The sequence below is a fragment of the Allokutzneria sp. NRRL B-24872 genome (assembly GCF_002155965.1).
GTDB lineage: Bacteria > Actinomycetota > Actinomycetes > Mycobacteriales > Pseudonocardiaceae > Allokutzneria.
Window position 1 is genome coordinate 57,850 of the sequence record NZ_MUMH01000044.1, and the last position, 14,196, is coordinate 72,045.

Below are 14,196 nucleotides of genomic sequence, written 5' to 3' on the forward strand. Positions count from 1 at the left end.
GTCAACCCCTGTGAATCCCCTTTTCATTCAGTACGAACTACGGGTGCGGAGGCTTCGCCCGCACTGGTAGCTTGCCCCGTTGACGAGACAAAGGGGCTGGTGGGAGATGGTTGCTCCAGATGGTGGCCGACGCGTGCTCGTGCTGAGCCTTCCGGCGCACGGGCACGTCCACCCGACGCTGGCGGTGGCCGAAGAATTGGCGCTGCGCGGTTACGACGTCACCTACGCCACCGGTAATGATTTCTCTGACGCGGTGTTCAAGTGCGGCGCCACCCCCTTGACTTATTCACCTGAACTCGTCGATGCGATTGCGGTGCCGAGCGGGGACAGGAATACCGAGCGGGTCACGCTCGGGGCGCTGCGCTTCACCGAGCGCGGCCTCGCGCACCTCGCCGCGCTGCACGACCCGCTCGACGCGGCGCCGCCGCACCTGATCGCCTACGACCCGGCCGCGTCGGTGGTGGCGCGGCTGCTCGCGCGGCGCTGGGGTGTCCCGACGATCGCGCTGCACCCGAACTTCGCCTTCACCGAGGGCTTCGACTGGCCCGGCGAGCTGCTGGCGCGCTACTTCGGCGGCCCCGAGTGGCAGGAGGTCGGCGCCAGCATCGGCGCTGCGCTCGCCCAGCACGGCCTCGGTCCCGCCGATCTGACGGTGCCCGGTGAGCCCGCCGTCGTCTTCGTCCCGCGCGAGCTCCAGCCGCACTCCTCCCTGTTCGGCCCCGAGTTCACCTTCGTCGGCCCGATCACCGACGGCTCCTCGTTCGCCGGTGACTGGGCGCCGCCGTCGGACGGCAAGCCCGTCGTGCTGATCTCGCTCGGCACGTACTTCAACGACCGGCCGGAATTCCTGGACGCGTGCGTCGAGGCCTTCGGCGACCAGCCGTGGCACGTCGTGCTCACCCTCGGCGGGTGCTCCACAGACCGTGTCTTTCCGGCGAACTTCGAGGTGCACCAGTGGGTTCCTCAGCTCGCTGTGCTCCGGCACGCCGCGTTGCTGCTCACCAACGGCGGCATCGGCGTCGTCCAGGCCGCGATCCTCGCCGAGGTCCCGGTCCTGCTCGTACCGGAGGGCCACGAGCACCACATGGTGGCTGACCAGGTCGTGGCGCACGGCCTCGGCGCCACCGTCTCGCCCTCTTCCCTGCACTCGGCCGCTTCCGCCGTCACCGCTTCGGCCTCGGTCCGGGACCGGCTCCGCGCGATGAGCCTGCGCATGCGCGCCGCCGGGGGCACCAAGGCCGCCGCCGACACCATCGAGTCCTATGTGGACGGAGTGATCGCATGACCGACCGGGCCGAGACCCTGGAGTTCTACCGCCAGATGCGCGCCGAGGCGCCCGTGCACTTCGACGCCGACACCGGCGCCTGGCTGGTGTTCAGCCACGACGCCGCGAGCACAGTCATGTCCGACCACAAAACGTTCTCCTCGGACTTCAGCGGTGTCGCCGAGGTGCAGGACGAGCTCAACGCCGATGAGGACCTCGCCACGCTCGGCAATCACTTCGGCTGGACCGACCCGCCTGTGCACCGGCGGTTGCGCGGCCTCGTCAGCAAGGCTTTCACCGCGCGCATGGTGGCCCGGATGGAACCGAGGGTCACCGACATCGCCACCGAGCTGCTCGACCGGATCGGCGACCGCGCGGACTTCGACTTCATCACCGACTTCGCCCACCCGCTGCCCGTCGTGGTGATCGCCGAGATGCTCGGGGTCCCCGCCGCCGACCGCGACCGGTTCAAGAAGTGGTCCGACGCGCTGCTGGAGCAACCCGACCGCGAGGACGGCGTCGAGGCCGACACCGCCGCGCTCAAGGAGATGGTCGCCTACCTCCGCGCGCACATCCGCGCCCGCGCCGGCACGCCGACCGACGATCTCACCACCCAGCTCATCCAGGCCGAGATCGACGGCGAACGGCTCAGCGAGAACCAGATCATCGGCACGCTCGGCGTCCTCATGATGGCCGGGCACATCACCACGACCACCCTGCTGGGCAACGCCGTTCTCTGCTTCGACGAGCACCCCGAGGTCCTGCGCCGCGTCCGCGACGACCCGTCCCTGCTCCCCGCCACCATCGAGGAGGTGCTGCGCTACCGCACGTCCTTCGAGCGCGCCGCCCGCCTCGTCAAGCAGGACACCACCCTCGGCGGCCAAGAGCTCAAGACCGGTCAGCTCGTGCTCGTCCTCATCGACTCCGCCAACCGCGACGAGCGCCACGGCTGCCCCGCGACCTTCGACATCGACCGCCCGCAGAACCAGCACCTGTCCTTCGGCCACGGCATCCACTTCTGCCTCGGCGCCCCGCTCGCCCGCCTCGAAGCCCGCATCGCGTTGGAGCTGCTGCTGAAGCGCTACTCCGCCCTGTCCGTGCTCGACGCCAGCTTCTACGAGGCCCACTCCATGGTCGTCCCCCACCACATGCCCGTCCGCGTCCGCCCCTAGCCTGTTCTCGTGCCCCTCGTCGAAGTCACCCACGCCCTCACCGTTGACTCTTCTGTCCTGGAGAAGCTGGGCTCCGTTCTCCCCCACCTCGTCTCCGTCGCCGTCAAGTGCCCCGAGGAGCCCTACGACGGTGACCTCCAACCCGGCGACGTCGAACTCCGCTTCCGCGCATGGGGGCCCTATGATCGGTGCGGTTTGCCTGTGGTGATTGAGATCCGCTCCAAGTACTTCCCTTCGCGAGCTTCCTCCCGGCAGTCCCGCGTGGACGCCTTGCACGCCGCACTTGCTTCTGCCACAGGGCTTTCGGACTTCGGCGTGTACTTGTCGCTGCCGGTCGCCGCGTGGTCCCAGGGCCCGGAGTAACGCCTTCCGCTGTCGCTTTGCAGCCCACACCGGCATTTGCTGAAACCGTTGCTACGCTTGGGATTTCACCCCTTGGGGCCATGATCGTCTATTTTCGGAGAGTAGAATAGTGTTATGCCCCCTGACGATCCCGATCATGTTCTGCATGCGGCGTTCACCGCTATTGGTCAGGCGGTCGCGTCGTTCTCCGTCGCGTTGATGGACTACGTGTCGGATCTTGACCCGTGTGATCGTGAGTTCGCCGAGGGCCTGCTCATGCCCCTGCTCCACGTGACTCGGACGAAGGCCAACCGGTTGCTCGACCGCGCCTCCGACCTCACCGCGCGCCCAGCCGTCTTGGCGGCACTGGCCGAAGGCCGCATCGACGAGGGCAAAGCGATCATGATCCTGGATCAGCTCAGCGTCCTCTCCGTCGCTCACGCGTTGATCGCTGAGGAGGCGTTGTTGGAGCACGCGTCGAAGAACAACTACACCGCCACCCAACGCTACGCCGTCCGCTTCATCCACCGACTCGATCCCACCGCCGCCGACCGTCGTCACCAGGAGAAGCGCAAACAACGCATGGTCGAGAAGATCCCTCTCGACGACGGCATGTGCTTGTTGCGGTTGATGATGACCGCCCACGACGCCGCCCTCGCTTTCGACCACGTCGACCGCATCGCCCGCTCGCTGCCCAAGAACGACCGCACCCTGGACCAGAAACGCTCCGATGTCGCACGAGACCTGTTGCTGGGACTCGACACTCCAGCACCGCAGGGCAAGACGATGGTCTACCTCACGATGCCCGTCACCGCCGTACTCGGTCTCACCGACGACCCCGGCATGCTCGCCGGATACGGCCCCATCCCCGCACCCGTCGCCCGCGACATCGCCGCAGGCGGCATCTGGAAACGCGTCCTCACCGACCCCGTCACCGGCGTGGCCGAGGAAATCAGCGGCACCTACCGCCCCACCGCCCAACAACGCGAACTCATCGGCCTGCGCTACCCCACCTGCACCGCCATCGGCTGCAACCAACCCGCCCACCGCAGCGACCTCGACCACTGCCGCCCCTACGACGGCTCCAACACCACCCTCGCCAACCTCCGCCCCAAGTGCCGACACCACCACCGCATGAAAACCCACTCCAACTGGCGCTGCGAGAACCTGCCCGACGGCACCCACGCCTGGACCACCCCACGCGGCAAGACCTACGTCACCGAACCCGTACCCATCGCCGACCCCGCCCCCTTCTAGCGGCCCCGCCGATCAACCTGCGGTTTGTCCAGGCGCTGCGTGCTCCGCCTCTGGACACCGCCGACGCCTGCTGCAGGGCAAGGTTGCCCCGTGTCCGCGCCGCACCGCCGACTCCAGCCCCTGTCGCCCATTCAAGACCGCCTTCGCCCCGATCAAAACCCATGTAGAACGCCTACATCCACACGCAATCCAGCAGGTCAACAAGTGTCTTCCCCGCGCGAGCGGGGGTGGTCCCAGGGTTCTCTCCTCCGCCTCGCAAGTGGACATGTCTTCCCCGCGCGAGCGGGGTGGTCCGAGCGGCGTCTTCGGGCGGCTCCACGGCGCCAAGTCTTCCCGACGCGAGCCGGGGCCTCACACAGCGCCTGCACGCCGAAGCCCTCGCCACCAAGGGCGAGGGCAACAGCGGCAAGCGCTACGCCGAGCGGGACAGCGCGATCAGGTTGCGAACCAGACCATCGGCGACGGCGCACGCCTCGTGCTCGGTGAAAGCATCCGGACGATAGTCGATGCGCAGCTCCAAGTGGTCGGAAGCCATGCGCGCCACCAAGGACAGCGGGTAGTGCGTGCCGTCGTGGACGGTTATGTCGCGAACAACCACGGAGCCCATCTGGGAAAGCGAAACCACGGGGTAGTTGTGGAACACGACGTGCCCGGCGAACAGGTGGCTGTGACCGAGAGCTTCGGCCATGGCGGGCCAGCCGTGGTGCTGGTGCGGCACCACGGCGACGTACTCGGCCTGGAGTTGGGCGGCGAGGTCGGTGAGGGGTTCGCCGATCTCGCGGCGGACGCGGACGGGGATGATGTTGGTGTGCAGGCCGACGATGGAGGTCATGCCGGGCACTTCGGGCGAGCGGCCGGAGACGGTGGCGCCGAGGAGGAGGTCTTCGGTGCCGGTCAGTTCGCAGAGCGCCTGGGCCCACGCGGTGCGCACGAGGACGCCGGGGGTGAGGCCACGGGAGCGGGCCGAGGCCAGGAGAGCCGCACTGTCCACTGAAGACAGTCGGAGCCCGTGCTGGCGGGGCAGGAGGGTGGCGGAGTCGGCGACGGGAGGGGCGAAGAGCGTGGGCTTGGCGCCGTCGAGCTGCGTGGCCCACGCGGCAACCGCCGCGGCCTGGTCCTGGCGAGCGACCCACGACAGGTGCGAGTCGAAGCCGCGGGCGGTGCCGGGCAGGGAACCCTCGTAGAGCTGGAAGAGCTCGCCCATGAGCACCGACAAGGACCAGCCGTCGATGACGGCGTGGTGGATGGTGAGGACGAGGGTGTGCCGCTGCGGGCCGCGCTCAACGAGGTGCGCGCGCAGGAGCGGGGGACTCGTCACGTCGAAGCGGACAGCCCGATCAGCGGCAAGGACCTCGTCGACGGGCGAGGTGGACACGGTCCACGGGACGACGGCGTCTGCGACGACGACCTGGGCGTCGGGCCAGGGGAAGCACGAGCGCAGGGCGCTGTGCCGGTCGACGAGCCCCTGGCAGGCCGAGCGCAGCCTGGAAGAATCCAGCGGACCGTCGAGGTCGAAGACGACCTGCACGTTGTAGACGTCGTCGCCGCGCGGGACGCGGAGCGTGTGCGCGAGCATTTCGCCTTGCAGCGGCGTGACGGGAAGGACGTCGGTCAAGCCCGGGTAGAAGCTCACGAACGAGTCGACAGCCCGCTGGTTGAGCTGCACCAAGGGAAAGTCCGACGGCGTGTGCCCACCGCGCTCCAAGGCGGCCAGCTCATGCATCGACGACACCCACGCGTCGACGAGCGCGCACGCCTCCGAAGAGGTCAGCCGCGCGCGATCCCACGACCAGGAAGCGACGAGCACCGGACCGCCGTCGCGCTCCTCGGCGAGGGCGTTGAGCTCCACAACATGCGTCGGAGTCATGCGCGGATCACGAGCACCGCCAAAGGCACGCACGGCGAAAGCGTCGTCGCCGACGCCGAAGCGGCCGAGGTAGTTCACCAGGATCTGCGGCGTGGCGAGATCGGCGAGTTCGCCCTGGACATGGCGTAGCAGGCCGTAGCCCAAGCCGTCGCCGGGCACGCTGGCGAGCTGCTCCTTCACCTGCTTCACGGAACTGCCCGCGTCGAGCGTCGGCGTGAGCGCGACGGGATGCATGTCGGTGAACCACCCGACCGTGCGGGAGAGGTCGACGCCAGGAACTGCGGACTCCACCCGGCCGTGCGCCTCGACGTCCAAGAGCACGCGGGCACCGGGAGTGGACCGCCACGCGCTGACCGCACGCGCGGCACCGGTGAGCAGAACCTCGTTGACGCCGGTGTGAAACGCCTCAGGCACAACGGTGAGCAGGCGCGCGGTGACGTCGGCCGGAAGCTCCACGGTCAGCTCGTCGCGGCCAAGCTCACCCGTGCGCGAACCAATCGATAGATCATCAACAAGCAGCATGTCTCGCCAGTACGGAAGCTCCGCGCTCCGGTCACTCGCGACAAGACCAGAGGCCCAGCTGCGGAAGGACGTGGCCGGGCGAGGGATCGAGGTAGCTCCGCTGGACCACGCCTCGGCGAGGTCCGTGGCGAGCACGCGCCAGGACACACCGTCGACCGCGATGTGGTGCGCCACCAACAGCAGGGAACCGGGCGAGCCCGGACGCCAGACAGCCTGGAACACGTTGCCGGAGAACGGGTCGAGCTGCGCGACCGCCTCGTCCAGGTGGTCGACTGGAGAGTCGGCGACACAATGGAGGGAGACCTCGGACGTGGCAGCGATCGACAGCTGAGCACCGAGTCGAGCACGCAGCAGGTCGTGACTGTCCACAAGGGACTGAAGCAACGAGGTCAGTCGCTCCTGGGAGAGCCCCGGCGGGGTGCTCAGCAGAGCCCACTGGTGGTAGGCGTCCACAGTGGACCCCTGATCCACGAGCCAGCGCAGGATCGGCGTCAGCGGAGCAGGACCGGAGGAGTTGTCGGCCACCGACGAAGCACTGACAGCGGCGACAGAGGCGAGCGCCTCGACGGTACGGCAGGTGAAGACGTCCTTGGGCGAGAACGTCAGTCCGGCGGATCGAGCGCGGGCGACGAGCTGGATGGCGATGATGCTGTCACCGCCGAGGCTGAAGAAGTTGTCGCCGACACCCACCTCCGTCAGGCCCAGCACCTCGGCGAAGACCTTGCACAGCAAACGCTCGCGATCGGTGCGCGGCGCGCGGGAGAGGTCGACGGAGGCCGCGTAGTCAGGAGCCGGCAGCGCCCGCCGGTCCGCTTTTCCGTTGCGGGTCAACGGCATCTTGTCCACCACCACGACCGCTGCCGGGACCATGTGCTCCGGGACGAACTCCAAGGTGGCCTCGCGCACGGCAACCGGGTCCAGTGCGACGCCACCGGCCGGGACGACGTAGCCGACGAGGCGCTTGTCCCCGGGACTGTCCTCGCGGACGAGGACGACGGCCTGCGCGACTCCGGGAAAGCGGCCGAGAGCGGCCTCGATCTCCCCCAGTTCGATGCGGAACCCTCGGATCTTCACCTGGTCGTCGGCGCGCCCGAGGTACTGCAACGAGCCGTCCTCGGTCCAGCGCGCCAGGTCGCCGCTGCGGTACATCCGCTCACCGGGCGCACCGAAAGGCGAAGCGACGAAACGGGAAGCGGTCAGCCCGGGCCGATTGACGTAGCCCGTCGCCACCCCCGGACCTGCCACGTACATCTCCCCCGCGCCGCCCGGCGGCACCAGCGCGAGTGAGTCGTCCAGCAGGTAGACGCGCAGGTCGTCGATGGCGCGACCGATGAGGCTGCCTGCCTCCGGCGTGCAATCCGCGCGCACCAGCGGAATCTGCGTGACGTGCACGGTGGTCTCGGTGATCCCGTACATGTTGACCAGCATCGGAGCGTCCTCGGCGTGCCGGTCGTACCAGTCGTTGAGCCGCGTGAGGTCGAGCGCTTCGCCGCCGAAGGTGACCGTGCGCAGCGCCAGCCTCGCGCCGAGGTCCGGCTCGGCCCGCTCAGCTGCCACGAGCTGGTAGAAAGCGGACGGCGTCTGGCTGAGCACCGTCACGCGCTCGTCGACGAGCAGTCGCAGGAAGTCCTGCGCGGACCGCGTGATCGCGTGCGGGACGACGACCAGGCGCGCGCCGTGCAGCAGCGGCCCCCAAATCTCCCAGACGGAGAAGTCGAAGGCGTAGGAGTGGAACATCGTCCACACGTCCTCCGGACCGAAGCCGTACTGCCCGTCGGTCGCGGTGAACAGCCGGACGACGTTGCTGTGCGGGATGAGCACGCCCTTCGGCCTGCCCGTCGAGCCGGACGTGTAGATCACGTACGCCGGGTCCGCCGCGGTGAGCGGCCGGACGCGCTCGGCGTCGGTGACCGGCGTCCCCGGAAGCTCAGCGAGCGCGCTCAGCACGTCAGGGGCGTTGAGCGGCAACACGTCCGGCAGGATCGGAAGCGGCACGTCGGCGAGCACGAGCGCCGGGCGGGCGTCGTCGACCAGGTAGCGCAGGCGGTCCTCGGGGTAGCTCGGGTCCAGCGGCAGGTAGGCCGCGCCCGCGGTGGTGACGGCGAGCATCGCGATGATCATCTCCGCCGAGCGCGCGAAGGCGAGCCCGACCAGGTCCCCGGGGCCGATGCCGTCGGCGATCAGGATGCGCGCCAAGCGGTTCACGCGCTCAGCGAGGTCGCGGTAGCTCAGGTGCTCGTTCTCGCAGGTCAGCGCGACGCGGTCGGGGAACTCCGCTGCGCGCGCGGCGAACTGCCCGGCCAGCGTCGTGCTGGGTGAGCCGCCACGGCCACCCGCCCACTCGGTCAGCAGGCGGTCGCGCTCGGCCGGGCTGAGCACGTCGGCGCGGCGCAACGGCCGGACGCCGAGGCCGGTGAACTCGCGGAGGTAGCGCTGGAGCCGTTGCTCCAGCACGGCGACCTCGGCGGTGGTGTAGAGGCCGGGGTTCGCGTCGAGGGTGATCTCCAGGCCGTGGCCGTCGCCCCGGTCGTAGACGATCACCGACAGGTCGTCGGTCGCGGTGCCGGACAGGTAGTGCGCCCGCGCCGGGCACGCGCCGAAGCTCACCCCGTAGGTGAAGCGCATGATGTTGATGCGGTTGCAGAACAGCCGGTCCTCCTGCGTGATCGCGCCCTGTGCGCGACGCAGGCCGCCGTAGTCGTAGTACTGGTGCGCGAGGACCCGCTTGACCTGCTTGGAGACGTGGGCCAGCAGCTCGGGAACGGTCAGTCTCGGGTCCACGGTCAGTTCCAGCGGGAGCACGTTCGCGGACATGCCGGGCGTGGCCTTCGCGCCGGAGCTCCGGCGTGCGGCCGCGGGCAGTCCGAGCACCTGGTGCGTGCGGCCGGTCATCCGCTGGAGGAATCCGGCGACGGCGGCGATCAGCACCGTGGAGGTCGAGGTCTTCGCGTCGCGCGCCATCTCCGCCACGCGGCCGACGATCTCCGGCGGCACGTCGCTGGTGCTGCGCAGCGACAGCTGGGCCGGAGCCGGGGGCCGCGCGGACAGGCTCACCGGCTCCGGCAGCTCGGCGACGTAGTCCGCCCAGAACTCGCGATCACCTTGGTACTGCTCGGAGTCGCGGTAGCTCGCGTCCGCCTCCAGCAGCGTGGTCAGCGGCGGGAACGGGCTCTCGCCGACGTCCTCGCCGGCGGCGAGCCTGGTGTAGACCTCACCGGCGCGGCGGGCGAGCAACGCCACCGTGTAGCCGTCAGCGACGATGTGGTGGTAAGCGTGCACCCACAGGTGCCGGTCATCGGCCAGGCGCAGCACGGTGAAGGTGAACAGCGGTCCGGTCGCGAGGTCGAAGGGCCGCTCCAGCACGACGCGGATGCGCTCCTGCGCCATCTCCGGGCGCTCGCGCAAGTCGACCACGTCCAGCTTCCAGTCCACAGTGGACCGGATGACCTGGCGGACGCCGTTCTCGTCGTCGGTGAACCGCGTGCGCAGGCACTCCGCTTCCTCGACCAGGTGGCCGAGGGCTCTCTCGAACAGCTCCAGGTCCAGCGGACCGGTGATCTCCAGGTACTCGGCGACGTTGTGCGTGACGCCGGTGGCGTCGAGCTGGTGGGCGAACCAGATGCCGGTCTGGGCACTGGTCAGCGCGAGCGGGGTGCTGGAAGTCGACACGACAGGGGCTCCCTGGGAGTGATCGAGTGAATCAGCGGGACTCGACGAAGGCCAGGCACACCGCGCGGGTGTCCTCGCCGTGCGCGATGTCCCACCCGGCGGGCACGTCGGCCGCCGCGGGCCACAGCGAGTGCTCGCCACCGGCGTTGACCAGCACGAGGAAGCGGCCGGAGGGGTCGTCGAAGGGGTTCGGCACTGGTGACCTCGCGGTGCGTCGCGGTGAAGGCGGGGCACTTTCAGGTTTGCCCCGGCGCCGCCCGTTCCGGAAGCGGCGAATTCCCTATGGATCACATGCGGGCGCGCCATAGTGCCGCCTGAGCTGCGAAGACGCTAAGATCACGAAGCTTTGTCGAGTGTCGAGGGGACTACGACGGCGTGGCCACCGAAATGGACAGGTTGGACCTCAACCTGCTGATCCCGTTGAACGCGCTGCTGCTGGAACGCAACGTCACCAAGGCCGCCGAGCGGTTGCAGATGGCCCAGCCGTCGATGAGCGCGCTGCTCGGCAAACTGCGGCGGCACTTCGACGACCCGCTGCTCGTGCGCGAGGGCCGGACGATGGCGCTGACCTCCTTCGCGGAGTCGCTGCGCGAGCCGGTGCAGACCGCCATGATCGCCGCTCGGGAAGCGCTGACCGCGGGTGGGTCGTTCGACCCCGCCAGGGACCGGCGCACGTTCACCATCGTGGCCAGCGACTACGTCACGACCGTACTGCTGTCGCCCACGCTGCGCGGCCTCGGCGCGGAGGCCCCCGGGGTGCGGGTCAACCTCGAACCGCTGCGCGCGGACCTGATCAACCTGCTCCGCTCGCGGCGCTGCGACCTGCTGTTCTGGCCGCTGCAACTGCAGGTGCCCGAGCTGATGAACTTCCCGCACACGCCGCTGTTCACCGACGAGTTCGTCGCCGCCGCCGACAAGGACAACCACGACGTCGCCGAGCCGCTGACCGGCGAAACCCTCGCGACCACGCCCGCCGTCAAGGTCAACGGTGTCGGCGGGAACCGGGTGCTGTCGGAGGTGAAGCTCAGCGAGGAGATGCTGCGCCAGCCCACCGCGGTCACCGTGGACTCGTTCTCGCTCGCGCTGCGGCTGGTCTCCGGTTCGGAGCTGATCACGCTCACCCAACGGCGGCTGTTCGACGAGCTGGCCCCCGCGTACGGGCTGCGCGAGCTGAAGCTGGCCACCGAGCCGACCAAGCTCACGATGGCGATGTTCTGGCACCCCCGCGACATGCGCTCGCCCGCGCACATGTGGCTGCGCGAGCGCGTGGAGCGAGAGGCCGCCAAGCTGTGATCGAAGTACCGCCGGGCTTCGTCCAGTCCACTGTGGACCGGGAAGGGGACGCTGGGCGGAAGTGGACATCCGCGCTGCCCGAGATCGTCGCGGACCTGGTGTCGCGCTGGGAATGCGTGCTCGACGGCGCTGTCATGAACGGCGAGGTCGGGGTCATCGTGCCGGTCCGGCGCGCCGGGGAAGCCTTGGTGCTCAAGGTGTCCTTTCCCCATCCCGGCAACGTCCACGAGCCTGACGCCTTCGCGGCGTGGGGCGGGTGCGGCGCCGTGCTGCTGCACGAGCGCGACGACGCGCAGTTCGCGATGCTGTTGGAGCGCGCCGGTTCGTCGTCCTTGGCCGACCTCGCCGACGGTCCGGCGATCATGGCTTCCGCAGGGGAACTCCACCTTCGCCTCACCGTTCCCGCGCCCGCCGATCTGCCCCGGCTCGCCGCGCAGGCGGAGGATTGGGAAGATTCGCTGCTTCGCGATTCGGCCGAGCTCGCGCATTCGCTGTCCGCTCGCGTGGTGGCTGCGGCCGTCGACACCGTGCGGGAACTCGGCCGGGCTCAGCCGGAAGTGTTGGTGCACGGCGATTTCCACGCCCGCAACGTCCTGCGCGCCTCGCGTGAACCGTGGCTCGCCGTCGATCCGAAGGGCCACGTCGGCGATCCCGCCTACGACGGCGGCACCATGCTCAAGACGTGCGCCGCGCTCGGTGACGCTTCGCCCTTGCGGCTAGTGGACATCTTCGCTTCCGCCGCCGAGCTTTCCCGCACGCGCACGCGACGGTGGGCTCAGCTGCACGCCGTGCAGACCGCGTTCTGGGGGCACCGCCACGGGCTCGGCATCCCCGGGCTCATCGCGTTCGCTGAGGACGTGTCCGAAGTGTTGACGTGAACCCGTCGGCGGGCGCCGAAACGCGGTCGCGGCGGCTGCGATCGCTGCTAGCGTCGCCGCCCATGCGCACCAAGCTCGTCGCCGCCGTCCTGGCCTGCTCGCTGCTTCCCGTCACCACCGGATCGGCCGCCGCGGCCGGGTTCGAGGGGAAGGTCCTCGACTGCGTGAACTTCAAGGTCACGCACAAGAACGGCCCGTTCGGCCAGAAGTACTCGAACCTGTACTACAACAACCACTGCGACAAGCAGGTCCGGTTGCGCGTGACCTACAAGTTCGACAACCCGGAGGAGCCGGGTCCGAACACCTCGTGCATGCTCGCGGTGAAGGCCAAGCAGAAGAGCGACCGGACCTTCGACAGCCGCATCATCAGCGTCGACGGCAACTCCGGCATCCGCAACTGCACCTGAGCCGCTTCGTCACTGCTTCGTCACTGGGAGCCCACCGCCACCAGCTTCGCCGTGATCGGCTCCAGCTCGGTGATCAGCTCGTCCAGCTCGGCGGGTTCCAGGGCCTCGTACGGCGCGGCGGCCAGCTCATCGGTCAGGGTCTCGATGCGCTGTTTGGTCTCGCGGCCGGCGTCGGTGAACCTGCCGTCCGCGTCGACGAGCCCGCGCTCGCGCAGGCCGCCCATGACCTCGGCCAGGCGCTCCTTCGGCAGGTGGTGGATGCGCCCGAACGACTCCGCCGGGTAGATGCCCATCTCCAGGGCGCTGAGCACGTGCGACTCCGTGCCACCGATGCGCGCGCCCACGAGAGCCGCGATGTGCCCGTCGCCGCGGTGCTCGCGCAACATCGTCGCGGAGTGCCACAGCCGCGCCACCGGCTCGCTCGGCACTGCGAGGGTCCGCATCCCCGCGTACATCGCCCTCCCTTCCGTCGGCGCGCTCATCGCTGCCTTCGTGGTCAGCTCCGCCGCGCGCACCAAGCCTTCTGAGTTGGCCAGCTCCTCGCCGATGATCCGCCGCAACGACGCCGTGCTCCCCCGCTCCCGCGCGGCGAGCGACGCTTCCGGCGAGATCGTCTCCCACGCGCTCGGGATGTGCCGCGCCGCTTCCCCGTCCGCGAAGTTGTAGAACGCCGCGTGCACGACCTGCGCCGACACCCGCCCCAACGGCGCCGCGCGGCTGGCGAAGTAGCCGTCCCAGTAGGTGCGGTGGCCGAGCGCCGCCATCTCCTCGTTGCACTCGTCGGCCTGGTAGGTGACGAGGCAGATCGGTTCGAGAAGGTCGAACATCCGGCGCGCGATGCTGGTCATGGTCCGCATCATCGCAGCCTCGCTTCGTCCGTGTGGCCGAACGGATGCGCGGGGTCCCGAAGGTCCCTTTCGTTCCCGCGCCCGGCGCTGCTCGCTGACCGCCGTCGCCCCAGCGCGCGTCCGGGCGCCATCCCCGTTCGCGCGGGGAAGACATGTTGCCGGTCCCGGCGTTGGTCGTGTCTCCAGGACCATCCCCGCTCCCGCGGGGAAGACTTGACGTCGGTTCGGTTCGCGACGTCGCGGCCCGGACCATCCCCGCTCGCGCGGGGAAGACACTTGTTGACCTGCCGGTTTGTGAGCGCCAGGCCGTTTCTAGCATGGGTTTCGATTCGGGGATACGAGGCATCCACCTCAGCGCAGTGTGGGGCACGCGAGGGGACAGACGTGCAGGGGCGCGAGTCTAGAAGGGTGCGGGATCGGCGATGGGGACGGGCTCGGTGGCGTAGGTCTTGCCCCGTGGGGTGGTCCACACGTGGGTGCCGTCGGGCAGGTTCTCGCAGCGCCAGTTGGAGTGGGTCTTCATCCGGTGATGATGGCGGCACTTGGGGCGCAGGTTGGTGATCGTGGTGTTGGTGCCGTCGAACGGCCGACAATGATCGAGGTCGCAGCGGTGGGCGGGTTGGTTGCAGCCGATGGCGGTGCAGGTGGGGTAGCGCAGGCCGAGTAGCTCCCGCTGT

11 protein-coding genes are annotated in these 14,196 nt (G+C 69.3%); 7 read left to right on the plus strand and 4 right to left on the minus strand.

Annotated features, from left to right (window positions below; all coding sequences use genetic code 11):
• Positions 1 to 79: 79 nt before the first annotated feature.
• From CCN37_RS13195 to CCN37_RS13210, 4 genes are all read left to right on the plus strand, one after another.
• Positions 80 to 1,285 (plus strand): macrolide family glycosyltransferase, encoded by a 1,206-nt coding sequence (locus tag CCN37_RS13195; RefSeq protein ID WP_143261589.1) that lies wholly within the window; start codon positions 80 to 82, stop codon positions 1,283 to 1,285.
• On the plus strand, positions 1,282 to 2,436 hold the full coding sequence (locus tag CCN37_RS13200; RefSeq protein ID WP_086821036.1) for a cytochrome P450: 1,155 nt from the start codon (positions 1,282 to 1,284) through the stop codon (positions 2,434 to 2,436). The genes CCN37_RS13195 and CCN37_RS13200 overlap by 4 nt, the downstream gene beginning before the upstream one ends.
• A 9-nt stretch (positions 2,437 to 2,445) precedes the next feature.
• Positions 2,446 to 2,799 (plus strand): hypothetical protein, encoded by a 354-nt coding sequence (locus CCN37_RS13205; RefSeq protein ID WP_086821037.1) that lies wholly within the window; start codon positions 2,446 to 2,448, stop codon positions 2,797 to 2,799.
• Between the two features lie 114 nt (positions 2,800 to 2,913).
• The gene (locus CCN37_RS13210; RefSeq protein ID WP_086821038.1) at positions 2,914 to 4,035 is read left to right on the plus strand and encodes an HNH endonuclease signature motif containing protein; all 1,122 of its coding nucleotides are present in this window, start codon (positions 2,914 to 2,916) and stop codon (positions 4,033 to 4,035) included.
• 412 nt (positions 4,036 to 4,447) lie between these two features.
• Here CCN37_RS13210 and CCN37_RS13215 read toward each other — a convergent pair whose 3' ends face one another.
• Positions 4,448 to 10,093 (minus strand): non-ribosomal peptide synthetase, encoded by a 5,646-nt coding sequence (locus CCN37_RS13215; protein ID WP_086821039.1) that lies wholly within the window; start codon positions 10,091 to 10,093, stop codon positions 4,448 to 4,450.
• A gap of 31 nt (positions 10,094 to 10,124) precedes the next feature.
• Complete coding sequence (locus CCN37_RS13220; protein WP_086821040.1) at positions 10,125 to 10,289, minus strand: MbtH family protein; 165 nt, start codon at positions 10,287 to 10,289, stop codon at positions 10,125 to 10,127.
• 179 nt (positions 10,290 to 10,468) lie between these two features.
• Here CCN37_RS13220 and CCN37_RS13225 point away from each other — a divergent pair, with 179 nt between their 5' ends.
• The 3 genes from CCN37_RS13225 to CCN37_RS13235 all read left to right on the plus strand — a co-directional run bounded on the left by CCN37_RS13225 (position 10,469) and on the right by CCN37_RS13235 (position 12,671).
• Positions 10,469 to 11,386, plus strand: a complete 918-nt coding sequence (locus CCN37_RS13225) for a LysR family transcriptional regulator (RefSeq protein WP_143261591.1) — start codon at positions 10,469 to 10,471, stop codon at positions 11,384 to 11,386.
• Positions 11,383 to 12,264, plus strand: coding sequence for an aminoglycoside phosphotransferase family protein (locus CCN37_RS13230; RefSeq protein ID WP_086821042.1), 882 nt, complete (start codon positions 11,383 to 11,385; stop codon positions 12,262 to 12,264). Before CCN37_RS13225 ends, CCN37_RS13230 begins: the two co-directional genes overlap by 4 nt.
• 62 nt (positions 12,265 to 12,326) lie before the next feature.
• Entirely contained in the window at positions 12,327 to 12,671 is a 345-nt protein-coding gene (locus tag CCN37_RS13235; RefSeq protein ID WP_143261592.1) for a hypothetical protein, read from the plus strand.
• A 20-nt stretch (positions 12,672 to 12,691) separates the two neighbouring features.
• Here CCN37_RS13235 and CCN37_RS13240 read toward each other — a convergent pair whose 3' ends face one another.
• A complete protein-coding gene (locus CCN37_RS13240) occupies positions 12,692 to 13,519 on the minus strand; it encodes a hypothetical protein (RefSeq protein ID WP_086821050.1) in 828 nt (275 codons plus the stop codon).
• A gap of 400 nt (positions 13,520 to 13,919) precedes the next feature.
• On the minus strand, positions 13,920 to 14,196 hold a 277-nt coding region (locus CCN37_RS39815; protein WP_168200651.1), incomplete at its 5' end, for an HNH endonuclease signature motif containing protein.

Bases quoted from the DNA above. Each gene is read 5' to 3' on its own strand.
- CCN37_RS13200 (WP_086821036.1), top strand. From the start codon at position 1,282: ATGACCGACCGGGCCGAGACCCTGGAGTTCTACCGCCAGATGCGCGCC.
- CCN37_RS13210 (WP_086821038.1), top strand. From the start codon at position 2,914: ATGCCCCCTGACGATCCCGATCATGTTCTGCATGCGGCGTTCACCGCT.
- CCN37_RS13235 (WP_143261592.1), top strand. From the start codon at position 12,327: ATGCGCACCAAGCTCGTCGCCGCCGTCCTGGCCTGCTCGCTGCTTCCC.
- CCN37_RS13240 (WP_086821050.1), bottom strand. From the start codon at position 13,519: ATGACCAGCATCGCGCGCCGGATGTTCGACCTTCTCGAACCGATCTGC.